Origin of the sequence: Mesorhizobium sp. B2-5-11 (assembly GCF_006440835.1) — a bacterium.
Classification (GTDB): Bacteria; Pseudomonadota; Alphaproteobacteria; order Rhizobiales; family Rhizobiaceae; genus Mesorhizobium.
In genome coordinates this window covers 145,702-169,347 of record NZ_VFUK01000006.1, presented here as the reverse complement: position 1 = coordinate 169,347, position 23,646 = coordinate 145,702, and the positions used below count along the sequence as shown (strand labels likewise).

The following is a 23,646-nucleotide window of genomic DNA, read 5'->3' as shown; positions in this document are numbered from 1 at the left end:
TGCTGCGAAAAAGCCCCAATCGCATGCCGGATTATGTCGGGGCAGTGTCGTACGGAGGGATTTTCCATGCGCTGGAACATGATGGCCTTGGCATCTTGCCTCGTTATGGCGGGCTGTGTCGGCAACTCCATGTCCGAGCGCCAGGACGAAAACGTCCAGTCCTCATTGCAATATGACAGCGTGCCTTGCGGCCAGTTGCTGGCGCAACGCAACGCCCTGGCTCGGCAATACAATCTGTCCCAGCAGGCCAAGCCGACATTCTCCAACCCCGCGATGGGCTTCGGCCCGTTCATTCCGGATATCCGCTCCAAGACCAAGCGCGATGCCGACAAGGCAAGCGGCGAGATCGACGCCATGAACCGGTCTATCGAGCGCCGCGATTGCGGCAAGCCGGACAAGCAGAAGAAGTTCGCTCTGCCCGGCTAACACATGTCGCCTGAAGGCGGTCCCGATGACCACATGCCAGGGGCCTAATATCCCGCTTTGCGGTCTACCAGGTTCTCCAGCTTTTCGCCCCGCTCGAAGGCGTCCATCTGGCGCAGCATGATCGGCGCCAGATGGACGGGATCGGACGTGGCCGCGGCATGCGGCGTCACGAACACTTTCGGATGGGCCCATAGCGGGCTGGTCTTCGGCAGCGGTTCGACCTCGAACACGTCGAGGCTCGCTTCCTTCAGCGTGCCGTCGTCCAGCGCGCGCACGATGTCGGCGTCCTTCTGCAGGCGGCCGCGACCGGCATTGATCAGCACCGAGCCGCCAAGACCGTTGCGCTTGCGCAATTCCTTCAGCACGCCGTAATTGATGATACCCTTGGTATCCGGCGTCAGCGGCAGCAGCACGACCAGTATGTCTGTGGCATTGAGGAACGGGATAAGCCCGGCCTCGCCGCAATAGGTCGCGACACCTTCCATCGGCCGGTCCGTGCGCGACCAGCCATTGACCGCGAAGCCGAGCGACAGCAGCGCCGACGCCGCCGCGCGGCCGAGACTGCCGAGCCCCATGATGCCGACAGAGATGTCTTCAGCGGTGCGCTGCGCCGGCTCGCGCCATATCTTCTTCGGCTGCTGCGACCGGTACAGCAGGCCCTGGCGGTGATGATCGAGCACCCGCCAGACGACATATTCGGTCATGTGCTGGGCCAGGTTGCCGGCGACGACCTTGACGATCGGCACGTCCGGCAGGCTGGGATCGGAGAAGATGTGGTCGACACCGGCGCCGATCGAGAAGATGGCGCGCAGATTGGGCAGCGATCCCAACAGGTTCGGCCGCTGTTTCCACACCACCGCATAGGTGATCGAAGGATCGCTGGCGCCGTCCGGCTCGAGCACCACCTCGCGCTCTGCGGACAGCAGTTCGCGCCAGCGCTGCGGGTGAAAGCCGGTGACGGCAAGCAGGATTTTGCCTTTTTCCATTTATGGATTTTGTCCTGTTGTTCGGTTTGGAGCAATTGCGGGAAAGGCGCGCGGCGCCTTTCCGTCCGGAATTGCGAAGGAAGGAGTCACTCGCTGACGACCCCCGTCGGGGCGGTTTCTATCTTGAAGGCGGCCGAGATCAGCGCCCGAGTATAGTCGGTTTGCGGCTTTTCAAAAATCTGTTCGGAAGGACCGGCTTCGACGATCTGGCCATTGCGCATGACGATGACATCATTGGCCAGGGCCCGGATGACCTTGAGGTCGTGGCTGATGAAGAGATAGGCGAGGTCATGCTTGGCCTGCAGGCTGCGCAGGAGGTCGACGACCTGCGCCTGCACGCTCATGTCGAGCGCCGAGGTCGGCTCGTCCAGCATGACGAAACGCGGGTTGAGCACCATGGCGCGAGCAATGGCGACGCGCTGGCGCTGGCCGCCGGAGAATTCGTGCGGATAGCGGTTGCGCGTCGCCGGGTCGAGCCCGACTTCCTTCAGCACGTCGACCACCTTGTCGTCGCGCTCGTCGAGCGACAGCTTCGGCTCGTGGATCTTCAAGCCTTCTTCGATGATCTCGGCGATGGACATGCGGGGGCTCAGCGAGCCGAAAGGATCCTGGAAGACGATCTGCAATTCGCGCCTGAGCGGGCGCATGGCGTTGAACGAGAGCTGGTTGATGTCGCGCCCGTTGAACTGGATGGTTCCGCTCGACGAGATCATCCGCGCCAGCGCCAGGCCGAGCGTGGTCTTGCCCGACCCGGACTCTCCAACCACGCCCAGCGTCTGGCCGGCCCGCACGGTGACATCGATGCCGTCGACCGCCTTCACATGGTCGACGGTGCGTCGGAAGAAGCCCTGCTTGATCGGAAACCAGACTTTGATGTCCTTGCCGGTCATCACGGGTGCCGCGGCGCTGTTGGCCGCGGGTGGCTTGCCCTTGGGCTCGGCCGCCAGGAGATGGCGCGTATAGGCGTGCTGCGGATTGGCGAAGATGTCCTTGGTAGGCCCCATCTCGACGATCTTGCCCTTGGTCATCACGCACACCCGGTCGGCGATCTTGCGCACGATGCCGAGATCATGGGTGATGAACAGCATCGACATGCCCTTGCGGCTCTTCAGGCCGGCCAGCAATTCGAGGATCTGCGCCTGTACGGTGACGTCGAGCGCTGTCGTCGGCTCGTCGGCGATCAGGAGTTCCGGTTCGTTGGCCAGCGCCATGGCGATCATGACGCGCTGGCGCTGGCCGCCGGAGAGCTGGTGCGGGTAGGCGTCGAGCCGCTTCTGCGGATCACGGATGCCGACCTCGTTGAGCAGGGCCAGCGTGCGCGCCTTGGCCGGGCGGTCGGCCATGCCCTGATGCAGCTTCAGGATCTCGACGATCTGCTGCTCGATCGTGTGCAGCGGATTGAGCGAGGTCATCGGCTCCTGGAAGATCATGGTGATCTTGTTGCCGCGCACCTGCCGCAGTTGCTTCTCGTTCATGGCGAGCAGGTCGGCGCCCTGGAACAGGGTCCTGCCCGAGGGGTGGCTTGCGCTGGGATAGGGCAAGAGCTTCAGCACCGACAGCGCCGAGACCGATTTGCCGGAGCCGGATTCGCCGACCAGCGCCACCGTCTCGCCCTTGGCGATGTCGAAGGAGATGTGATCGACGGCCAGCGACTGCTGTCCGCCTTGCGCAAAGGCGACGCTGAGGTCCCGGACCGAGAGCAAGGGGGCGTCGCTCATCGGAACGTCTTGCGCGGATCGAAGGCGTCGCGTGTCGCCTCGCCGACGAAGACCAACAGCGACAGCATCAGCGAGATGACGACGAAGCCGGAAATGCCGAGCCACGGCGCGTTGAGATTGCGCTGCGCCTGCTTGAGCAATTCGCCGAGCGAGGCCGAGCCCGGCGGCAGGCCGAAACCGAGATAGTCTAGCGAGGTCAGCGTCGAGATCGAGCCTGAGAGCAGGAACGGCAGGAAGGTCAGTGTCGCCACCATGGCGTTGGGCAACAGGTGCCGGAACATGATGGTGCGGTTGCGCACGCCGAGCGCGCGCGCCGCGTTGACGTACTCGAAATTGCGCGCGCGCAGGAATTCGGCCCGCACCACGCCGACCAACGCCACCCAGGAAAACAGCAGCATCAGCCCGAGCAGGATGAAGAAGCCCGGCGGCAGTATGGCGGCGACGATAAGCAGGAGATAGAGCACGGGGATAGCCGACCATATCTCGATGAAGCGCTGGAACAGCAGGTCCGTCCAGCCGCCGAAATAGCCCTGTAGGGCGCCGGCCGCGACGCCGATCAAAGCCGAGCCGGCGGTCAGGATCAGTCCGAACAGCACCGAGATACGGAAACCGTAGATGACCCGCGCCAGCACATCGCGCGCCTGGTCGTCGGTGCCCAGCCAGTTCCAGTTGCCGATGGTGCAGGCCGGATCATCAGCCCCTTGCGGGTACTGGTTGCAGCGCATCTTGGCGTCATACTGCCAGGACGGCTTGGCCGGGGCTGCTTCGGGAATGGCATTGTTGACGGTCTGGTAGGAATAGCGGATCGGCGGCCAGATCATCCAGCCATTGGCGTTGATCTCGTCCTGGATCACTGGGTCGCGATAGTCGGTGACGGCATAGAAGCCGCCGAACTTCTCTTCGGGATAGGCGACCAGCACCGGAAACAGGATCTCGCCCTTGTAGGAGGCGATGATCGGCTTATCGTTGGCGATGAATTCGGCGAACAGCGACAGCACGAACAGGACAAGGAAGATCCACAGCGACCAGTAGCCGCGCCGGTTGGCCTTGAAGTTCTCCAGGCGGCGCTTGTTGAGCGGCGACAGAAATGGCCGCGGCATCCGCTCCGGCACGACCCCGGCGGTAACACTTGCCTCCGACATCAAACGTCTCTCCGCTCGAAATCGATGCGCGGATCGACCCAGGTGTAGATGAGGTCGGACAGCAATCCGACGAACAGGCCGAGAAGCGAGAAGATGTAGAGGTTGGCGAACACCACGGGATAGTCGCGTTCGACCACCGACCGGAAGCCGAGCAGGCCGAGCCCATCGAGCGAGAAGATGTTTTCGATCAGCAGCGAACCGGTGAAGAAGGCCGAGATGAAGGCGCCGGGAAAACCGGCGATGACAATCAGCATGGCGTTGCGGAAGACATGGCCATAGAGCACCTGCCGTTCCGAGAGGCCCTTGGCGCGGGCGGTCACCACATACTGCTTGCGGATTTCCTCCAGGAAGGAATTCTTGGTCAGCAGCGTCGTCGTGGCGAAGGCCGACAGCACCAGCGCCGTCAGCGGCAAGGTCATGTGCCAGAGATAGTCCCCGATCTTGGCCGGCCATGACAACTGGTCCCAATTGTCCGAGACGATGCCGCGCAGCGGGAACCAGTCCCAGAACGAACCACCGGCAAACAGCACCATCAGCATGATGCCGAACAGGAAACCCGGAATGGCATAGCCGACGATGACGACGCCGCTGGTCCAGATGTCGAAGGGGCTGCCGTCCTTCACCGCCTTGCGGATGCCGAGCGGGATCGAGATCAGGTAGGACAGGAGCGTGATCCACAGCCCGATCGAGATCGACACCGGCATTTTTTCCAGGATCAGGTTGAGCACCGAAATGTCGCGGAAATAACTGTCGCCGAAATCGAACCGGATATAATTCCACAGCATCAGGCCGAAGCGCTCGAGCGGCGGCTTGTCGAAGCCGAACTGCTTCTCCAGCTTCTTGATGAATTCCGGATCGAGCCCCTGCGCGCCGCGATATTTTGAACCGACGTCGCCGGCGGCATCGAAATTACCACCGCCCGCATCGCCGCCGCCACCGCCCAGACGATCGCTGCCGCCCTGGTTCGTCAGCTTGGCGATGACCTGCTCGACCGGGCCGCCGGGGGCAAACTGAATGACGGCGAACGAGATCGCCATGATGCCGAACAGGGTCGGAATCATCAAAAGGATGCGGCGCAGGATATAGGCGCCCATCAGATGGTGCCCTCCCGACGCATGTGATTGGCGAAACCGTCGATGAACGCGCCTCTTTCCCCGTCACTATACGGGCAGAGGATGCCGGTCCACCCTCCGCAGCTGCGGCGCAGCTGCTGCGGAGGACGGGCAGGCAGGTGAGGGGCGGTGCTTACGCCCGCAAGAAATTCAGCCTTTGCCAATTTTTGCCGCCTTGCCCTTGTCGAACCACCACAGCGTCTCGACCGGAAAGCCGAAATCGGGCTTTTGCTCGACGAAGCCGAACATGTCCCAATAGGCGACGCGGTGATTCGCCAGATAGTATGTTGGAATCCAGTCCAGCCGCGCGCGCAAGACCCGATCGAGCGCTCTGAGCGCGGTGACGAGTTCGGACCGGCTTCGCGCCTTGCCGGCTGCCACGATCAACGCGTCGATGGCCTTGCTTTCTGTTCCGGGGTAGTTGCGCTGCCCCGGGATTTTCGCCATTCGAGAATCATAGAGCATCTCCAGGCTGTCATCAGTCGGCGTCGCCCCGATCGACCAATGCAGCACGGTAAGATCGAAGTCGAAATCGCTCTGCCGCTGTTCATATTGCGCCGAATCGACCTGCCGGATCGAAGCGTCGATCCCGATCGCCTTCATATTCTCGGACCATGGGGTGTAGATGCGAACGATGCCGTCATCCTCCGTCAGCATTTCCACCCGCAGCCGCTCGCCCTTGTCGTTGACGACGAAATTGCCCGCCCGCTTCCAGCCGGCTTGCGCGAGCAATCTCGAAGCCTCGCCCAGCAGCTTGCGATCATGGCCTGACCCGTCGGACAGAGGCTGCGTCACGGCTTCGCCAAAAACCTCCGGTGGCAACTCGGCCCGGAATGGCTCCAGCAGGACCAGTTCCTCAGGCGAGGGCAAGCCTTCGGCCTTGTAATCCGACCGTTCGAAGTTCGATTGAGAGCGCTCGTAAGAGCCATAAAACAACGCCCGCTTCATCCATTCGAAATCGAAACACCGGGCGATCGCCCGTCGCACCCGCTCATCGCGGAATTGCGCACGACGCTGGTTCAGTGCGACGCCCTGCATGTCTGGCGTCTTCTCGCCGGGAAATTCCCGTTTGACGACCTTGCCGTCCTTGAGCGCCGGAAAATCGTAGCCGGTCGCCCAGACCCGCGCGGTAAACTCCTCGCGAAAATGCGTGTCACCCTTCTTGAAGGCTTCGAACGCCGCCTGCCGGTCGAGATAGAAGTCGATGCGGATACGGTCGAAATTATACTGGCCGCGATTCACCGGGAGGTCGCGGCCCCAATAGTCGGGCACGCGCTCATATTCGACTGTCTGTCCCGCGGCCACTCGCCCCATTTTGTATGGTCCCGAGCCGAGCGGCGGCGTCATCGTCGAGGCATTGAAATCATTGACCGCATAAAAGGCCTTGGACACGATCGGCATCGCCACGATCCTGAGGATGTTTTGCGCGGACTGTTCGCCGTTGAAGGTAAGATTGAGGGTGAGTGGATCCTCGGCGACCGCGTCGGTCATATACCGCAACGCCTGGGAAAGGTTCGGATGCCCTTGCTCTTTGTAAAGCTTCAACGCGAAGACGACGTCTTCGGCGGTTAGCGGCGAGCCGTCGTGGAAACGCGCTTGCGGTCGCAGCGCGAAGCGGAAGCCGTTGCGGTCTTGCGACAAGGTGACGGACTCGGCAAGCAGGCCGTAGACCGCATCCGGCTCGTCGAGCGCGCTTGCCATCAAGGAATCGAAACAGAGTTCGGTGCGCGGCGGCGCATCTCCTTTCAATACCAGGGAATTCAACGTGTTGAAGGTCAGGAAGCTTTGGTTGAGCGTGGCGTTCGGCGGCGCGAAATTCATCTGGCCGCCCTTGGGTGCATCCGGATTGACGTAGTCGAAATGCGTGAAATCCGGTTTGTATTTGAGGTCGCCGTAGGCGGACAGGCCGTGCAGTTTGGTGCCGGTCGCAACATTGGCAAAGGCTTTTCCGGGCAACAGGGCGGCGACAGCGGCGGCACTGCCCAGGCCCAGGAAATCGCGACGGGGCAGCACCGCCATCAATTGTTGCCCTTGTATTTGGCCGCCAGCGCCTTTTCCTTCTCCGGATCGATCCACCAGGAATTCTGGTCGGCGCCGATATAGCTCGGCTGTTTGGCGGGAATGCCGAATTTGTTCCAGTAAGCCAGCCAGACCACGGCTCGATAGTACTGCGGCACGACGTAGTAGTTCCACAGCAGCACGCGGTCGAGCGCATGGGTGGCGGCAACCAGATCGTCGCGGTCGGTGGCGAAGATGATGCGGTCGACCAGGGCATCGACGACCGGGTTCTTGATGCCGGCGTAGTTGCGCGACCCCGGCCGGTCGGCTGCCCTGGAACTCCAGAAGTCGCGCTGCTCATTGCCAGGCGATTCCGACTGGCCGAGTTGCCCGATAATGACATCGTAGTCGAAATTGTTGACGCGGTTGACGTACTGGGTCTGGTCGATGATGCGCAACGTGGCGTCGACGCCGATCTTGCGCAGATTGGCGATATAGGGGCTGGAGATGACCTGGTCGGTGTCGTTCCAGCCGAGTATCTCGAACTTGAACGGCTCGCCGGTCTTGGCATTGACCATCTTGCCGCCCTTGATCACCCATCCAGCCTTGGCGAAGAGGTCGACTGCCTGCTTCAGGTATTTCCGCTCGGCCTGCGGCGAATCGTAGACCGGCAGCTTGAATTCCTGGGTGAACAGCTCGGGCGGCAGCTTGTCGCGATACTGTTCCAGAATTTCCAGCTCCTTGCCTTGCGGCAAGCCGCTGGAGGCCAGTTCAGTTCCCTGGAAATAGCTGCTGGTGCGGGTGTTGAACCCGTAGAACAGCGTACGGTTCATCGTCTCGAAGTCGAAAGGATAGGTCAGCGCGGCCCGCACCAGGCGGTCCTGGAACAGCGGGCGCCTCTGGTTGAGCATGAAAGCCTGCATCGGCTCTGGCGAGGTGGTTTTGAATTCCTGCTTGATGACATCGCCGGCCTTGACCGCCGGGAAATTATAGAATGTCTTCCAGCGCTTCGAACTGTTTTCCGGTTTGATGTCGTCAAGTCCGCCCTTGGTGAAGGCCTGCCAGGCGGCATTGTCATCAAGAATGTAAGTGAAACGCTGCCTGTCGAAATTCTCGCGACCGACCTTCACCGGCAGCTTGGCACCCCAATAGTCCGGCACGCGCTGCCAGACGATTTCCGAGCCAGGCTTGAAGCTGGCGATCTTGTAGGCGGCGGAGCCGAGCGGCGGCTCCAGCGTCGGCCTGGTGACGTCGCGCTTCTTGCCGTTGGCATCCGTGCCTTCCCACCAGTGTTTCGGTAGCACGGCGAGGTCACCCAGGATTTTAGGCAGCTCGCGGTTGCCCTTCTGGCTGAAATGAAACTCGACTTCGCGATCCGAGACGGCCACGGCATCCGTGACATTCTCGAAATAGCGGCTGTACATCGGGCTGTTCGCCTTCAGCACCTGGAATGACCAGATCACGTCGTCGACGGTGATAGGCTGGCCGTCATGCCATTTCGCGCGGGGGTCGAGCCGGTAAGTCGCCGAGGAAAAGTCGGCCGGGTATTTGTAGGCGTCGGCGATCAGCGGATGGCTGACACTGCCTTCGTCGGTCGCCTGCTCCATCAGCGTGTCGTAGAGCAGGCCGCCGCCGAACCCGACCAGGCCGGCGGCCGGTGAACCCTGCACGATATAGGGATTGAAGCTGTCGAAAGTGCCCAGTACCACCGAATTCAGCGTGCCGCCTTTGAGTGCGTTAGGGTTCACGTAGTCGTAGTGCTGGAAATTGTCGCCATATTTGGATTCGCCGATCAGCGATGAAGTGGTGCGCCACTCATCGGCCAGGGCCGCCTGCAACCCCGCGGCCAGCAGGGCCGCCGCCAGCAACGATTTGAGAAGCACTCGGCCAAGCGTCATCCACTGTCCTCTTCGCGATGCGTGCCATCATCCAGAAAGGCAATCTAGATGATTTGCCGCGCGTGAAAACCGCCATGCGCGGCTTTGTCGCCGTAGAGGCGGTTTTCCTAACGAAAAAGCCGGGCTGAACCCGGCTTTTTCAAGGTCGTCGAGACTATATCCGGTTTATTGAGCAGGCGCCGGTGCCGGGGCGGCCGGAGCTGGTGCGGCGGGAGCCGCAGGCGCCGCCGGCTTGGCGGGAGCTGCGCCTTCGGCCGGCTTGGCCGGTGCGGCCCCTTCGGCGGGCTTGGCGGGGGCGGATGCATCGGCGGCAGCGCCCGGCGCGGGCAGCGGCTTGGGATTGTCCGACAGCGTGCGCAGATAGGCGATGACGTTGGCGCGGTCTTCTTCCTTCGGCAGGCCGGCAAAGCCCATCGCCGTGCCTTTCACGAATTTTTTCGGCGAGGTGATGAAGTGGTTGATGTTGTCGTAGGTCCACTTCTCGGTGCCGCCCTTGGAAAACTCCTTCATGCCGGCCGAATAGGCGAAGCCCTCATGCTCGGCGACCGGGCGGTCGATGAGATCCCACAAATCCGGGCCGACCTTGTTGGGGCCGCCCTTCTCGCCGGAGTGGCAGGCCTGGCATTTCTTGAAGATGGCAGCGCCCTGTTCGGCACTTGCGTTGGCCAGAAGATCCGCGATCGGCTTTTCGGCGGCTGCCGGAGCGGCGGGGCCGCCCTCGGCGGGCTCGGCGGCCTCGATGGCGAAGCCGGGCTTTTCCGGAGCGGGCGAGGCAAACAGCGCGTCCGACACGATGCCGACCGAGAACACCACGAAAACGGTTCCGAGCAATCCGGCGAGCAGCTTGTTGACTTCGTTGGAATCCATACGCCCCTTGCTCCCTTTTCCGGCGGACCGATCCGTCCACTCCGTCCGTCGGTATCGAGACCTGCCCTCCAGAGCCGGTCAAATCGCGCGGAAACTAGGTCTTTTGCTCCGGCGTTGCAACACCTATAAGGGCGCTTCCAGTGAGACCTTTTGCCACTTTCCCCTCCTCGTTTCGAACGCCCGCCAAACCGATGTCCACCTTGATCCTGATCCCCGCCCGCATGGCCTCGACCCGGCTCCCGGGCAAGCCGCTGGCCGACATTGCCGGCGCCCCGATGATCGTCCATGTCGCGCGCCGCGCCGCCGAGGCCGGGCTTGGCCGTGTGGTGGTGGCGACCGACACGCAAGGCGTGGCGGAAGCGGTGCGCGCGCATGGTTTCGAGGCGGTGATGACGCGCTCGGACCACGAATCGGGTTCGGACCGGATATTCGAGGCCCTGACGGTGCTGGATCCGGCAAACAAGGTCGAAACCATCGTCAATGTGCAGGGTGACCTGCCGACCATCGATCCCGCGATCATCGTGGCCTCGCTCAGGCCGTTCGAGGACAAGGCGGTGGACATCGCCACGCTCGGCGTCGAGATCGAGCGCGACGAGGAAAAGACCAATCCCAACGTCGTCAAGATCGTTGGCTCGCCATTGTCGGCCACCAGGCTGAGGGCGCTTTATTTCACCCGGGCCACCGCGCCCTGGGGCGAGGGCGCGCTCTATCATCATATCGGTCTCTATGCCTATCGCCGCTCGGCGCTCGAGCGCTTCGTGGCGCTCAAGCCGTCGCCGCTTGAACGCCGCGAGCGGCTGGAGCAGTTGCGGGCGCTGGAAGCCGGCATGCGCATCGACGCCGAGATCGTGCGGTCGCTGCCGCTCGGCGTCGACACGCCGCAAGACCTGGAACGGGCCAGAACGATCCTTTCAAACTGAGCGCCGAACCGACACCCCTTCAACGAGAATTGGCCATGCCTGAAAAGACCAACAGAATATCCTTCCAGGGCGAGCCCGGCGCCAATTCCGACACCGCCTGCCGTAACGTCTATCCCTCGATGCAGCCTTTGCCATGCCCGACCTTCGAGGACGCGTTCAACGCGGTCGAGACCGGCAAGGCCGATCTCGCCATGATCCCGATCGAGAACACCATCGCCGGGCGCGTCGCCGACATTCACCATCTGCTGCCGGAATCGAGGCTGCACATCGTCGGCGAATATTTCCTGCCCATCCATTTCCAGCTGATGGTGCTGCCAGGTGTGAGGCGTGACGAGATCAAAACCGTGCACAGCCACATCCATGCGCTCGGCCAGTGCCGCAAATACGTCCGCAAAAATGGCTGGAAGGCGGTTGTCGCCGGCGACACGGCGGGCGCGGCCAAGATGGTCTCCGAGGTCAAGGACCGCACCATGGCCGCCCTGTCCCCGGCATTGGCCGCAACGCTCTACGGCCTTGACATCATCGAGGAGAATGTCGAGGACACCGATTCCAACGTCACGCGCTTCGTCGTCCTGACCAAGAACAAGCAGTGGGCCGAACGCCCGTCGCCTGACGCCAAGATGATGACGACCTTCATCTTCCGCGTCCGCAACGTGCCGGCCGCGCTCTACAAGGCGATGGGCGGTTTCGCCACCAACGGCATCAACATGACCAAGCTCGAGAGCTACCAACTCGGCGCCTTCACGGCGACACTGTTCTACGCCGACATCGAGGGCCACCCCGACGATCCGCTGGTCAAGCTGGCGCTGGACGAGCTTCGCTTCTTCTCGCGCGAAGTGCGGATCCTCGGCGTCTATCCGGCGAGTGAGTCACGCGAGCAGTGGAAGGTAGCGGATTAGTGCATGTCCCCCCAAACTGCGCACCGGTTTTGGGACAACGACATGCATGAAAGTACCTAGTTCGGGAAGTCCCACGGGTTTACGAGTGCCACTCCGGTTCCCTCGAAATCCCCGATGTTGCGCGTCACCAGCGTCATACGCCGGGTGTTCCATAGTACGACATTGGGATGCGCCCTGCCGCTCGCTACCTTTCGCAGATCGGACACGACATTGGTATCGAGCAACAGCCTCAGGACAAGTCTATTGGCTTGGCATGTTCCGTGCGGGACGGGAGCGGCAAATCAAGCTCTCCAGCTTCCGGCGCAGCCAGCATGTCACCGAGCGACCGCGGTTTGCCGGTGAGCCTTTTGTACTCATCGAACGATAACAGGACATGCACCGGCCGCCCCCTGTCGGTGACGATCACCGGTCCTTCCTTGGCAGCGCGTTTTGCACGGCCAAGGTCCTGATTGAGTTCGCGACTCGAAAGCGTGGTGATCATCATATTAGCCTACGCTTCTAAATCACCGCGCCAAGGGGCACATAGTCGATCTCCATGAAGGTCTCGACTTCAGGAATCCAGCGGTCGCGCACGAAGGCGACGTGGTCGGGATGGTCGTTGTACCTGGTATAGGCGGCCTGGTCGGCGAATTCCATGGAGAAGCCGAACTGGTAGTCGTTCTTGGGGCTGACCTGACGCAGCTGTTCGAAATGGGTGACGCCCCTGATCGCCGAGAGGATTTTCCTGGCGTCGACCAGGAACCTTTTTTCCTCCAGCGAGTGCGGCGGATGCTTCAGCGTGAACACGACGGTATGGCGGATCATTTCCCTCTCCTGATTTCCCTTATTCGCTGTCGACCCAGGCGCGGATCAGGTGATGCGCTATGGCTCCCTTCGGCGGCGTGATCAGATTGCCCGGATGCTCCCTGGCCAGCATCAGGCGGACCTCGTCGCGCAAGAACCAGCGGCAGTCTTCCAGCTCGTTGAGGTCGGCCTGGATGTCTTCATTGAGCGGCTCGCCGAAGCAGCCGATCATCAGCGAATAGGGGAATGGCCAAGGCTGGCTGGCGTGGTAGACGACGCGGCCGAGCCGGATGCCCGCCTCCTCCAGCGTCTCGCGGCGCACCGCCGCCTCGATCGTTTCGCCCGGCTCGATGAAGCCGGCAAGGGCGGAGTACATGCCCGGCGCGAAATGCCGGCCGCGCCCGAGCAGGCATTTCTCGCGCGTCGCCGTCAGCATGATCGCCACCGGATCGGTGCGCGGAAAATGCTCGGTGCCGCAATTCGGGCAATGGCGCTTGTAGCCGCCGGCCCGCATTTGTGACTCGGTCCCGCATTTGCTGCAGAAACGATGGCTGGCGTGCCAGGCGAGCAGTGCGGCGCCCTGCGCCATCGCTCCGGCGGCCGCTTCGTCGATCAGGCCTTGCATGTAGACCGAGCGGTAGTCGATGGCCTTGACCGTTTCGGGAAGCTGTTCCGGCTCGAGGCCGGCGGTCACCGCCAGCACCGGGCCCTGGTCGGAGAATCCAAGCAGCACACCGCTGCCGGGCAAGGTCTGGAAGGGCAGGCTTTCGGCGACGCCGAACCAGGGGTCGAAGCTGCCGTCACGAACCTTCAGGTAGAGCCGGCCGCCCTGCATCAAAAGCAGCCTGGTTCCAGGATCGGCGAGCGCTTTGTCGACCGAATCGTCGGCGCGGTTCTCGGATTGTCGGTCGATACTGTTGCCGGCGAAGCCGACGAATTGGCTCGGCTCGCGCAAGGGCGCGTCAAACAGGCTAAAGCTCATGCGGACTCTGGGCGTTCGGGATGGACACGTTCGGGATGGACACGGGAAGGCTTATAGCGCCGCCCTTATCGTTTCGGCAAACCGGCGCAGCTCGGAGCGCTGATAGGGCTCGCGCAGGCCGTGCCCCCACACCGGGCCTGGCCAGCCGGGATCGCCTTCCGAACGGGCGATGACGTGGATGTGCAGCTGGCGCACGATGTTGCCGAGCGCGCCGGTGTTGATCTTGGTGCAGCCGGTCACCTTCTTCAGCGCCTGAGCCACCATATTGGTCTCGAAGGTCAGCATTGTCTGGTCGAGCGGCGTCATGTCGTGGATTTCCTCCACGCCCGGCCGCTGCGGCACCAGAAGCAGCCATGGCCAGCGGCGGTCGTTCATCACGCGCAGTTCACACAGCCCAAGCCACATCAACTGCTCGCTGTCCGCCTCCAGCCGGGTATCCAGCGTGAATCCGGCCTTCAGGCCCGGCAGCATCGGCGTTTCCCTTGCTTTTGGTGTTTTCCTCAGAGTCATGAACGCTAGAGCGGCTGCATCGAGGCTGCAAGCGAATCTCGTGGCTGATGCAGCCGATTTGCCTGCGCCCTTGCATTTCGTCGCCGAATTGCCGATATGGACGGCGGGAGGTTGGTGGTGGACGATCCACTCGCCAACCGGGTCAGGTCCGGAAGGAAGCAGCCCTAACGAGCCCGGAACGGGTCATTGTTCCAGCCTCCCACCTCATCGGCCCTTCTCGCGACGTTGACGACGCATTGCAGCGCGGGCGAAACTATGCGCAGGAATCGGCCGCCTTTTGGCGCGGCCATTTGGAGTTTTGCGGGCGAATGAGCGAAGCCGGAAATTCGGGACCAAAAAGCCTGGAGATAGGCAAGGCCGGCGCCTATCGCGTGCTGGCTCGCAAGTACCGTCCGGCGAATTTCTCCGAGTTGGTCGGCCAGGAGCCGATGGTGCGCACGCTCACCAACGCTTTCGCCACCGGCCGCATCGCCCAGGCCTGGATGTTGACCGGCGTGCGCGGCGTCGGCAAGACCACGACCGCGCGCATTCTCGCGCGGGCCCTGAATTATAAAACGGCAACAATCGACCAGCCTTCCGTCGACCTTGCCGTGCTCGGCGAGCACTGCCAAGCGATCATGGAAGGCCGCCATGTCGACGTCATCGAGATGGATGCCGCCTCGCACACCGGCATCGATGATATCAGGGACATCATCGAACGGGTGCGCTACGCGCCGGTCTCGGCCCGCTACAAGGTCTACATCATCGACGAAGTGCACATGCTGTCGACGCAGGCCTTCAACGGCCTGTTGAAGACGCTGGAAGAGCCGCCGCCGCACGTCAAGTTCATCTTCGCCACCACCGAAATCCGCAAGGTGCCGATCACCGTGCTGTCGCGCTGCCAGCGCTTTGACCTGAGGCGCATCGATGCGGCTGTGGTGAAGGCTGATCTCGCCCGGATAGCGGGCCTGGAAGGCATCGAGGCGGAAGACGACGCGCTGGCGATGATCGCGCGCGCGGCCGAGGGGTCGATGCGCGATGCTCAATCGATTTTCGACCAGGCCATCGCGCATGGCGGTGGTGCGGTCAGCGCCGAAGCCGTGCGCGCGATGCTGGGTCTCGCCGATCGCGCCCGCGTCGTCGATTTGTTCGAACATGTCATGAAGGGTGACGTTGCCGCGGCACTGGCGGAATTGCGCGCGCAATACGACACCGGCGCCGATCCGGCCGCCGTGCTGACCGACCTTGCCGAATTCAACCATCTCGTCACCCGGCTGCGTTTCGTGCCGGCCGCCGCCGACGACGCGGCGCTGTCGCAGGACGAGCGCGAGCGCGGCGCAGATTTCGCGCGGACGCTCTCGATCAAGGTGCTGTCGCGGACGTGGCAGATGCTGCTCAAGGGCATCCCGGAGGTGCAGTCCTCCAACCGGCCGGTAAGTGCAGCCGAGATGGTGCTGATCCGGCTGGCGCACGCGGCCGACTTGCCGACGCTGGACGAGGCATTGAGGTCGCTGGAGAACGGCCTGCCGGCGCCGGGCGCCGCGCCGCGTTCGAACGGCGCGCCGGCGAGCCCCGGTAATGGCGGCGCTCCTGGTGGCAACGGCGCCAGCGCAGTGGCGCAGGCGCGCATGCCCGGCGGGTCGGGCGGCGCGCAGACCATGCGGCTGGTGGAAGCCGCGCCCGCTCCGGCCGCCTTCATTGCGCCTGTGCAGCCGGCGCCGGAGGCGCAGCCAATACCGCTGAAATCGCTGGCCGATATTGTCGCCCTTGCCGACGCGCAGCGCGACATCGCCTTCAAGGTGCTGGTCAAGCGCTGCATCCGCCTCGTGCGCATCGAGCCCGGCCGCATCGACGTCAGCCTGACCGACGATGCGCCCAAAATGCTGCTCAACGATTTGACGACCAAGCTGCGCGCCTGGACCGGTCGCAACTGGCTGGTGTCGCTGTCGAAGGAAGAGGGCGGCCAGACGCTGGCCGAAATGGAATCGACCAGGCGCGAGAACGCTTTGCTCGACGCCAAGAGCGATCCGACGGTCGCCGCCATCCTGGCGCGTTTTCCCGGCGCCAGGATCATCGACGTGCGCATCCCCGACGCGCCGGAAGCCGACGCGGTCGAAGCCGAAGTGCCGGTCGAGCCGCCGGCGGACGACGACGAACCCTGACGAAACCACGACTCTGCAAAGGATCGGACCATGAAAGATCTTCTCGGCCTCATGGGCAAGGCGAAGGAAATGCAAGCCAAGTTCCAGGCTATGCAGGACGAGATCGCCACGGTCGAAGCCGTCGGCCAGGCCGGCGGCGGTCTGGTCATTGTCACGTTGACCGGCAAGTTTGAGATGAAGTCGCTGAAGATCGACCCGTCTCTGTTCAAGGAGGATGAAGTCGAGATCCTCGAAGACCTGCTTCTGGCCGCTCACAATGACGCCAAGGCCAAGGTCGAGCAGATCATGCAGGAAAAGACCAAGGCGCTGACCGCCGGCCTGCCGATTCCGCCGGGAATGAAACTGCCGTTCTAGATGCATGTCGCCCAAGAGTGTGCGACGGTTTTGGGGATAACGACATGCATAAAGCCAAAGACTAGTTGGCCATGGCCGAAGAGCCGTCCGAAAGGCTGATCGAGCAGCGTATCCGCAACAGGATCTACGAGATCCTGGAAATCCTGGCCGATTCTGATGCCGGCGTCGATCTCGTCGGCATCAAGGGCTATTTCAACCTGTTCGAGGATTTCGTGCATCGCCCCTCGATCGAAGCCGGCACTTCGGCGCTCTCGAAGGAAGAACGCGCCATCGTGCTGGAGATCGCGGATTTCCTGGAGGCTGCCGGGGAGGCCAACCCCGATTTCACCAGGTCCGAGTTCATCGACAGCGACTGGCCGGGAAAGATCGCGCCGGTCGCCCGCAATGCGCGAGCATTGTTCCTGAGGCGCGGGCTGTTCTCGGAGAAATTCGAAGAAATTGAGCCAGGACGGCCGGCTGCGATTTCAGCCGGGCGATAATGCATGTCGCCCAAAAGCGGTCTCGGCATGGACAAGGGCGTGCATAAAACAAAGGCTTGAAGCCCGGATCTTGCCACGTAACTGTGCCAGTTTGGCAACAGCATCTCACCAATAACGTTTTAGCCATCATTTTGCCCGAAAGTGTCTCATTCTTGCCGCAGCCTGGGGGCGGGCATCGAAGTGAGAGGGTTACCTGTTGATTGCCACGCGATGGAAGACGCCGCTGTTGCTCGGCGTCGTCACGTCTCCCCTGTTCCTGGCCGCTTGCAGCCAGACCGCGTCACACGGCATGTCCAGCCTGACCGACGCCATCACGCCGAGTTTCCTGAGCTCTCGCGGCTACCACACGCCGAAGGACAGGGAATGCCTGGAAAGGGCGATGTTCTTCGAATCCAACCGGTCGAGCCGCGATGGCATGATCGCCGTCGGCACTGTCGTGATGAACCGGCTGCGCTCCGGCAAACATGGTGACACCATCTGCGCGGTGGTGGGCGAGCGCGGCCAGTTCGCGCCCGGCGTCATGACCAGGCCGATGAATTCGCGTGCCATGCCCGATGTCGAGGAAGCCGCCGACGCCGTGCTCAAGGGCGAGCGCAAGGCCAAGCTCAAGAACACGATGTATTTCCACACCGCGGGCCTGCGCTTCCCCTACAAGAATATGCATTACACCATGGTCGCCGGCGGCAATGCGTTCTACGAGAAGCGCGGCCGCAACTGGCAGCCGCTGCCGGACGAGCCGACGGTCGCGGTCGCCTCGGCCGAGCAGCCAGCAGCCTTGCCCGGAGTAGCCGCGACTCGTGTCGCTTCCGCCGAGCCGACGGCCAAGACATCCGATCGCACCGCTGCGGCGTACGTGACTGCCGCGGCGGAGCCGGTGCGCTCCGGCAAGGCGGCCCAGCAGACCTACGTGACGGCATCGGCTGCGCCGGCCGCAAAATCCGCGCGCGTCCAGGAGAAGCCGACGATGGTGGCGATGCAGGAGCCGATGGAGGAACCGGACGCCGCTCGTTTTGGCGGGACCTTGAACACGAAGGTCATTTCCTCGGTGCAGGGCGCGCCGCAGGAAGCGGCGATGGGGTTCCAGTCGACGCCTGAGAACACGGATGCCATCGGCGCAATGATCGTCAGCCAGAGCCGTCCGCTCGAAACCAACTGAGGCGGGCCGCACTTGACGGCCTGCCGGTGCTGGTTGGAGACGCGGTCCGGACGCAAAACCGCTTCGCACTTTTCGCGGAATTGCTCTAGATCAGGGCAATGTCCAAGCGAATCGCGGGTCCCGAGATCGAACGCCTGATCCAACTCCTGGCCAAAGTGCCGGGGCTTGGTCCTCGTTCGGCCAGGCGCGCCGCGCTGCATTTGATCAAGAAGAAGGAACAGCTGCTGTCGCCGCTCGCCGCCGCCATGGGCGAGGCGGCCGACAAGGTGCGCATTTGCTCCACCTGCGGCAATGTCGACACGTCCGACCCCTGCATGATCTGCACCGATCCGCGCCGTGACGCCGGCACGCTGATCGTCGTCGAGGACGTCTCTGATCTGTGGGCGCTGGAGCGGGCGGCGGCGATGAACGTGCGCTACCACGTGCTGGGCGGCACGCTGTCGCCGCTCGACGGCATCGGCCCCGATCAGCTCAACATCCGCTCATTGGTCGACCGCGTCGCCGGCGGCGAGGTCAAGGAGATCATCCTGGCCGTCAATGCCACGGTGGAGGGCCAGACCACGGCCCACTACCTGACCGATCAATTGCACGGTTTCGAGGTGAAGATAACGCGGCTGGCGCATGGCGTGCCGGTCGGGGGCGAACTCGACTATCTCGACGAAGGCACGCTGGCGGCAGCGCTGCGCTCCAGGACGGCGTTTTGACGCGATTGCGGGGAAGGATGCTTGTCACGGTGATCCCGCATCCTCAAAAGTTGGCGTTCCGTGGCGCCCCCCTCTGTCCTGCCGGACATCTCCCCCTCAAGGGGGGAGATTGGCAATTTCGCAGCCGGCATCTCCTTTTCAACGGCGGTGTTTGGCGAAGGCAGAGACAACGGTCGATCTCCCCCCTTGTGGGGGAGATGGCCGGCAGGCCAGAGGGGGGCGCCAAGGAACGCGGCCTCCGCAAGTTCTGCTTTGCGTTTTTCCTGGCGATACTGGCTGCACTGTTCCTCTCCACCTCCGCCTCGGCCGCCAAGATCGACGACCAGTTCCGCGCCTGGCTCCGGAGCGATCTGTGGCCTGACGCCAAGGCCAAGCGCATTTCCAAGCAGACCTTCGATGCCGCTTTCGACGGTGTCAAACCCAATCTCAAGCTGCCCGATCTTGTCATGCCCGGCGAGAAGCCGAAGACGCCGCAGAAGCAGCATCAGGCCGAGTTCGGCTCGCCCGGCGCCTATTTCGCCGAGAAGACCATCCGCGCGGTCACATCGGGCGGGCGGACGCGCGCGGCGGCCAACGCCAGGACGCTCGCCGCGATCGAAAAGCGCTATGGCGTGCCGGGCGAGGTCCTTTTGGCGATCTGGGGTCGCGAAACAGGGTTCGGCGCGGCGAAGATGCCTTACGACGCCTTCGAGGTGCTCGGCACCAAGGCGTTCATGTCGACGAGGAAGGACTTCTTCCGCACCGAGCTGCTGGCGGCGCTCGAGATCGTCCAGCGCGGATTGGCCCCGGTGGATGCGATGAAATCGTCCTGGGCCGGCGCGCTCGGCCAGCCGCAATTCATGCCGACATCGTTCCTCAAGCATGCGGTGGATTTCGATGGCGACGGGCGTGTCGACATCTGGAGCTCGACGCCTGACGTGCTCGCCTCGATCGCCAACTATCTCGTCCATTATGGCTGGGTGAGGGGACGTGGCTGGGGCTTCGAGGTGACCGTGCCCGAGAGCGTCTCCTGCTCGCTCGAAGGCCCCGACCAGGGCAAGACAATCTCGCAATGGGCCGCAATGGGCATCAAGCGTGTCGGCGGCAAGGCATTCCCGGCGAGCGAGCTGAAGGCCGAGGGCTTCCTGCTGATGCCGGCCGGCCGCAGCGGCCCGGCCTTCATCGCCACGCCCAATTTCTACGTGCTGAAGCAATACAACACCAGCGACCTCTATGCCCTCTTCATCGGCCATGGCGCCGACCGCATCGCCCATGGCGATGCGAATTTTTCCGGCAGCTGGGGTGCGGTCGGTGACCTCCACCGCTCCGACATCGCCGCCCTGCAGCGGGCGCTGGAGGCCAAGGGCTACGATGTCGGCAGCGCCGACGGGCTGCCCGGCTTCAAGACCCGCCGCTCGATCGGTGCCTGGCAGGAAAAGAACGGCAAGCCCGCCACCTGCTTCCCCGATGCCGGCCTGGTCGCTGCTCTGAAGTAACTCCCACGTCAGGGTTTTTTCTCGAACGCTGGCCTCTGTTGGCCTTCGCATGCTCCGGCTCGTCCGCCTGCCACTATGATCCAGTGAGCCGACGCATAAATGCTCGTTGCCCGCCGCGAGGCCGCCGGATATGCTGTTGACCAACTGGACAAAAACCACGACGGTAAGTGGTCAAAGGGGGCCCTTGTCGGCCTGGAAAAACACCGCAACCCTGAGCCGGGAACTCAGGTCAACAAAACAGGGAACAATCACCATGATGATGGAAAAGCTTGCTCTACGATCCCGCATTCTGCTTGCGGGTGCCGCAATGTCGGCGCTGCTTCTGGCGGGAGCGCCGGCTGGCGCGGTCACGCCAGCCGACACGCTGGTCGAAGGCTTCGCCATCGATGACATCATCTCCATGGATCCGGGCGAGGCATTCGAGCTGTCGACCGCCGAGGTCACCGGCAACACCTATGACCTGCTGGTCCGGCTCGACCTCAGCGACACCTCCAAGGTCAAGGGCGACCTCGCCGAAAGCTGGACCGTCTCGGACGATGGCCTGACCTACACGTTCAAGCTCAAGCCCGGCCTGAAATTCGCCTCGGGCAACCCGATCACCGCGGCCGACGTCGCTTATTCGTTCGAACGCGCCGTCAAGCTGGACAAGAGCCCGGCCTTCATCATCGACCAGTTCGGGATCAGCGGCGACAATGTCGCCGAAAAAGCCAAGGCGGTCGATGACACCACCTTCCAGTTCATCGTCGACAAGGCCTATGCGCCGAGCTTCGTGTTGAACTGCCTGTCGGCCACCGTCGCCTCGGTCGTCGACGCCAAGCTGGTCAAGGAACATGTCGCGGCGGTCACGCCGAGCGCCGACTACAAATGGGACAATGATTTCGGCAATGCCTGGCTGAAGACCGGCTATGCCGGCTCGGGCGTCTACAAGCTGCGTGAGTGGCGCGCCAACGAGGCCGTCGTGCTCGAACGGAACGACAATTACTACGGCGAAAAGGCCAAGCTTGCTCGCGTCATCTACCGCAACATGAAGGAAAGCTCGGCACAGCGCCTGGCGCTTGAGGCCGGCGACATCGACGTCGCCCGCAATCTTGAGCCAAACGACCTCGACGCCATTGCCAAGAACGCCGACCTCACCACAACCAGTGCGCCGAAGGGCACTGTCTACTACATCAGCCTCAACCAAAAGAACCAGAACCTCGCCAAGCCCGAAGTCCGCCAGGCCTTCAAATATCTGGTCGACTATGACGCGCTGAGCTCGACCATCCTCAAGGGCATCGGTGAAATCCACCAGACTTTCCTGCCCAAGGGCGTGCTCGGAGAACTGGACAAGAACCCGTTCAAGCTCGACGTCGCCAAGGCCAAGGAACTGCTGGCCAAGGCAGGCCTGCCCGACGGCTTCAGCGTGACCATGGATGTGCGCACCGGCCAGCCGACAACCGGCATGGCGGAATCGATCCAGCAGACGCTCGGCCAGGCCGGTATCAAGCTGGAGATCATTCCCGGCGACGGCAAGCAGACGTTGACCAAGTACCGCGCCCGCAACCACGACATCTATATCGGTCAGTGGGGCCAGGACTATTTCGATCCGAACTCCAATGCCCAGACCTTTGCCTCGAACCCGGACAATTCGGATGAGGGCAAGTCCAAGACGCTGGCCTGGCGCAACGCCTGGGATATTCCGGACCTGACCAAGCAAACCGAAGCCGCTTTGCTGGAGAAGGATTCGGGCAAGCGCGCCGACATGTACAAGGATCTGCAGCAGAAGATCCTCGATACCAGTCCCTTCGTCATCATCCATCAGCAGCTGGAAGTCGCCGGGTTGCGCAAGAACCTCAAGGGTTTCGCGCTCGGCCCGAGCTTCGACACCAATTTCGTTGGGCCGGTTTCCAAGGAATAGCGCCGGCGGATGAGCGTAGCTGAAAATCAGGCGGCGGCAGGGCGCGGCAGCGCCCGTGCCGTCGCCATTTTCTCATCGATCGGCCGCTTCCTGGTGATCGCGATCACGACCTATCTCGGTCTGCTCGCGGTGACCTTTTTCATTGGCCGCGTCATCCCCATCGACCCGGTGTTGGCCGTGCTCGGCGACCGGGCGCCGGCCAATGTCGTGGAACGCACGCGCCGCGAGATGGGTCTCGACCTGCCGCTGGTCGAGCAGTTCTATATTTATGTCAAAAATGCCCTCAATGGTGATTTCGGCACCTCGGTGCTGACCACCAATCCGGTCATGACCGACATCCGCCGCGCCCTTCCGGCAACGACGGAACTGGCGACGTTGGGGACACTGATCGGCGCGCTGTTCGGCGTGCCGCTGGGTGTGCTGGCTGCCGTCAGGCGCGGCAGCCTCATCGACCAGGTCGTCCGTGTCATCGGCCTGATCGGCTATTCCGTGCCGATCTTCTGGCTTGGCCTGCTCGGGCTCGTCCTGTTCTACGCCAAGCTGCAATGGGTGGCTTTCCCGGCGCGGCTCGACGTCGTCTACGAATACACCTTCACGCCGATCACTGGCTTCTACCTTCTCGATTCGGCGATGCAGGGGCAGTGGGATGTCTTCTGGGACGCGTTCCGCCACATCATCCTGCCGGCCTCGCTGCTCGGCTATTTCTCGCTCGCCTATATCAGCCGCATGACGCGCTCCTTCATGCTCAACGAACTCACCCAGGAATACATCGTCGCCGCGCGCGCCAAGGGCCTGTCGGAAACCCGCATCATCTGGGCTCATGCATTGCGCAATGCCGCCGTGCCGATGGTGACCGTGATCGCGCTCTCCTATGCCGGGCTGCTGGAAGGCTCGGTGTTGACCGAGACGGTCTTCTCCTGGCCTGGCATCGGCCTCTACATCACCAATTCGCTGCAGAATGCCGACATGAACGCGGTGCTCGGCGGCACCATCGTCATCGGCTCGGTGTTCATAGCCATCAATCTCCTGTCCGACCTGCTTTACCGCGTGCTCGACCCGAGGACGAAGGTAAGATGAGCAGAGGAATCCCACTTTCGGGCTCGGCTGCCGCCAATCGCCCCTATTCCGGCCCTTCGGGCCACATCTCCTCTTGCCCGGGGGAGAGGAAGAGCCGGTCGCACGCCTGGCGCCTTTCCTCT

The 23,646-nt window shown here is 62.9% G+C and carries 23 protein-coding genes and 1 other RNA gene; 12 read left to right on the top strand and 12 right to left on the bottom strand.

The genetic code is table 11. The annotated features are described in order from the left end of the window. The first annotated feature begins 66 nt into the window (after positions 1 to 66). The gene (locus tag FJ490_RS20060; protein WP_140513098.1) at positions 67 to 426 is read left to right on the top strand and encodes a hypothetical protein; all 360 of its coding nucleotides are present in this window, start codon (positions 67 to 69) and stop codon (positions 424 to 426) included. Between the two features lie 44 nt (positions 427 to 470). Here the strand turns inward: FJ490_RS20060 and FJ490_RS20055 are convergent, their stop codons facing one another. The 7 genes from FJ490_RS20055 to FJ490_RS20025 form a co-directional block, all read right to left on the bottom strand. Next, positions 471 to 1,412: a glyoxylate/hydroxypyruvate reductase A gene (locus FJ490_RS20055; protein ID WP_140496893.1), complete on the bottom strand. Its 942-nt coding sequence runs from the start codon at positions 1,410 to 1,412 to the stop codon at positions 471 to 473. A gap of 86 nt (positions 1,413 to 1,498) precedes the next feature. After that, positions 1,499 to 3,130: an ABC transporter ATP-binding protein gene (locus tag FJ490_RS20050; RefSeq protein ID WP_140728857.1), complete on the bottom strand. Its 1,632-nt coding sequence runs from the start codon at positions 3,128 to 3,130 to the stop codon at positions 1,499 to 1,501. After that, entirely contained in the window at positions 3,127 to 4,272 is a 1,146-nt protein-coding gene (locus tag FJ490_RS20045; protein ID WP_140564887.1) for an ABC transporter permease, read from the bottom strand. Before FJ490_RS20045 ends, FJ490_RS20050 begins: the two co-directional genes overlap by 4 nt. Further along, on the bottom strand, positions 4,272 to 5,366 hold the full coding sequence (locus FJ490_RS20040; protein ID WP_140496886.1) for a microcin C ABC transporter permease YejB: 1,095 nt from the start codon (positions 5,364 to 5,366) through the stop codon (positions 4,272 to 4,274). Before FJ490_RS20040 ends, FJ490_RS20045 begins: the two co-directional genes overlap by 1 nt. 168 nt (positions 5,367 to 5,534) lie before the next feature. Beyond that, entirely contained in the window at positions 5,535 to 7,403 is a 1,869-nt protein-coding gene (locus tag FJ490_RS20035) for an extracellular solute-binding protein (RefSeq protein ID WP_140728858.1), read from the bottom strand. After that, entirely contained in the window at positions 7,403 to 9,280 is a 1,878-nt protein-coding gene (locus FJ490_RS20030) for an extracellular solute-binding protein (protein ID WP_140728859.1), read from the bottom strand. Before FJ490_RS20030 ends, FJ490_RS20035 begins: the two co-directional genes overlap by 1 nt. A gap of 165 nt (positions 9,281 to 9,445) precedes the next feature. Continuing rightward, complete coding sequence (locus FJ490_RS20025; RefSeq protein ID WP_140496880.1) at positions 9,446 to 10,147, bottom strand: cytochrome c family protein; 702 nt, start codon at positions 10,145 to 10,147, stop codon at positions 9,446 to 9,448. Positions 10,148 to 10,338: 191 nt separating this feature from the next. Between FJ490_RS20025 and FJ490_RS20020 the strand changes: the two genes are divergently transcribed. Both FJ490_RS20020 and FJ490_RS20015 read left to right on the top strand, forming a co-directional pair. Continuing rightward, complete coding sequence (locus tag FJ490_RS20020) at positions 10,339 to 11,067, top strand: 3-deoxy-manno-octulosonate cytidylyltransferase (protein ID WP_140496878.1); 729 nt, start codon at positions 10,339 to 10,341, stop codon at positions 11,065 to 11,067. A gap of 35 nt (positions 11,068 to 11,102) precedes the next feature. Beyond that, on the top strand, positions 11,103 to 11,966 hold the full coding sequence (locus tag FJ490_RS20015; RefSeq protein ID WP_140496876.1) for a prephenate dehydratase: 864 nt from the start codon (positions 11,103 to 11,105) through the stop codon (positions 11,964 to 11,966). A 56-nt stretch (positions 11,967 to 12,022) separates the two neighbouring features. On the opposite strand, the gene FJ490_RS20010 is transcribed toward FJ490_RS20015, so the two are convergent. The 5 genes from FJ490_RS20010 to FJ490_RS19990 are packed head-to-tail and all read right to left on the bottom strand — an operon-like array spanning position 12,023 to position 14,202. Further along, positions 12,023 to 12,172 carry a hypothetical protein gene (locus FJ490_RS20010; RefSeq protein ID WP_181165286.1) on the bottom strand — a complete coding sequence of 50 codons (150 nt, stop codon included), beginning with the start codon at positions 12,170 to 12,172 and terminating at the stop codon, positions 12,023 to 12,025. A gap of 23 nt (positions 12,173 to 12,195) precedes the next feature. After that, on the bottom strand, positions 12,196 to 12,450 hold the full coding sequence (locus tag FJ490_RS20005) for a type II toxin-antitoxin system Phd/YefM family antitoxin (protein ID WP_140658014.1): 255 nt from the start codon (positions 12,448 to 12,450) through the stop codon (positions 12,196 to 12,198). Between the two features lie 14 nt (positions 12,451 to 12,464). Continuing rightward, complete coding sequence (locus tag FJ490_RS20000) at positions 12,465 to 12,770, bottom strand: Dabb family protein (RefSeq protein WP_140513116.1); 306 nt, start codon at positions 12,768 to 12,770, stop codon at positions 12,465 to 12,467. Between the two features lie 19 nt (positions 12,771 to 12,789). Next, positions 12,790 to 13,731: an NAD(+) diphosphatase gene (gene nudC, locus FJ490_RS19995; protein ID WP_140496871.1), complete on the bottom strand. Its 942-nt coding sequence runs from the start codon at positions 13,729 to 13,731 to the stop codon at positions 12,790 to 12,792. Between the two features lie 51 nt (positions 13,732 to 13,782). After that, positions 13,783 to 14,202 (bottom strand): HIT family protein, encoded by a 420-nt coding sequence (locus FJ490_RS19990; RefSeq protein WP_140556749.1) that lies wholly within the window; start codon positions 14,200 to 14,202, stop codon positions 13,783 to 13,785. 145 nt (positions 14,203 to 14,347) lie between these two features. Between FJ490_RS19990 and ffs the strand changes: the two genes are divergently transcribed. From ffs to FJ490_RS19940, 9 genes are all read left to right on the top strand, one after another. Further along, positions 14,348 to 14,444, top strand: an RNA gene (ffs, locus tag FJ490_RS19985) — signal recognition particle sRNA small type. A 105-nt stretch (positions 14,445 to 14,549) separates the two neighbouring features. Continuing rightward, positions 14,550 to 16,382 carry a DNA polymerase III subunit gamma/tau gene (locus tag FJ490_RS19980; protein ID WP_140559691.1) on the top strand — a complete coding sequence of 611 codons (1,833 nt, stop codon included), beginning with the start codon at positions 14,550 to 14,552 and terminating at the stop codon, positions 16,380 to 16,382. A gap of 30 nt (positions 16,383 to 16,412) precedes the next feature. Beyond that, positions 16,413 to 16,736 carry a YbaB/EbfC family nucleoid-associated protein gene (locus FJ490_RS19975; protein WP_140496865.1) on the top strand — a complete coding sequence of 108 codons (324 nt, stop codon included), beginning with the start codon at positions 16,413 to 16,415 and terminating at the stop codon, positions 16,734 to 16,736. A 71-nt stretch (positions 16,737 to 16,807) separates the two neighbouring features. Next, on the top strand, positions 16,808 to 17,215 hold the full coding sequence (locus FJ490_RS19970; RefSeq protein WP_140670846.1) for a hypothetical protein: 408 nt from the start codon (positions 16,808 to 16,810) through the stop codon (positions 17,213 to 17,215). 196 nt (positions 17,216 to 17,411) lie between these two features. After that, positions 17,412 to 18,371, top strand: a complete 960-nt coding sequence (locus FJ490_RS19965; protein ID WP_140496861.1) for a cell wall hydrolase — start codon at positions 17,412 to 17,414, stop codon at positions 18,369 to 18,371. A 98-nt stretch (positions 18,372 to 18,469) separates the two neighbouring features. Continuing rightward, positions 18,470 to 19,075, top strand: coding sequence for a recombination mediator RecR (recR, locus tag FJ490_RS19960; RefSeq protein ID WP_140496859.1), 606 nt, complete (start codon positions 18,470 to 18,472; stop codon positions 19,073 to 19,075). Between the two features lie 197 nt (positions 19,076 to 19,272). Next, a complete protein-coding gene (locus tag FJ490_RS19950; RefSeq protein WP_140496857.1) occupies positions 19,273 to 20,550 on the top strand; it encodes a lytic murein transglycosylase in 1,278 nt (425 codons plus the stop codon). A gap of 253 nt (positions 20,551 to 20,803) precedes the next feature. Next, a complete protein-coding gene (locus FJ490_RS19945; RefSeq protein ID WP_140496855.1) occupies positions 20,804 to 22,447 on the top strand; it encodes an ABC transporter substrate-binding protein in 1,644 nt (547 codons plus the stop codon). Between the two features lie 9 nt (positions 22,448 to 22,456). Continuing rightward, positions 22,457 to 23,524 (top strand): ABC transporter permease, encoded by a 1,068-nt coding sequence (locus FJ490_RS19940; protein WP_140496853.1) that lies wholly within the window; start codon positions 22,457 to 22,459, stop codon positions 23,522 to 23,524. Positions 23,525 to 23,646 lie beyond the last annotated feature (122 nt).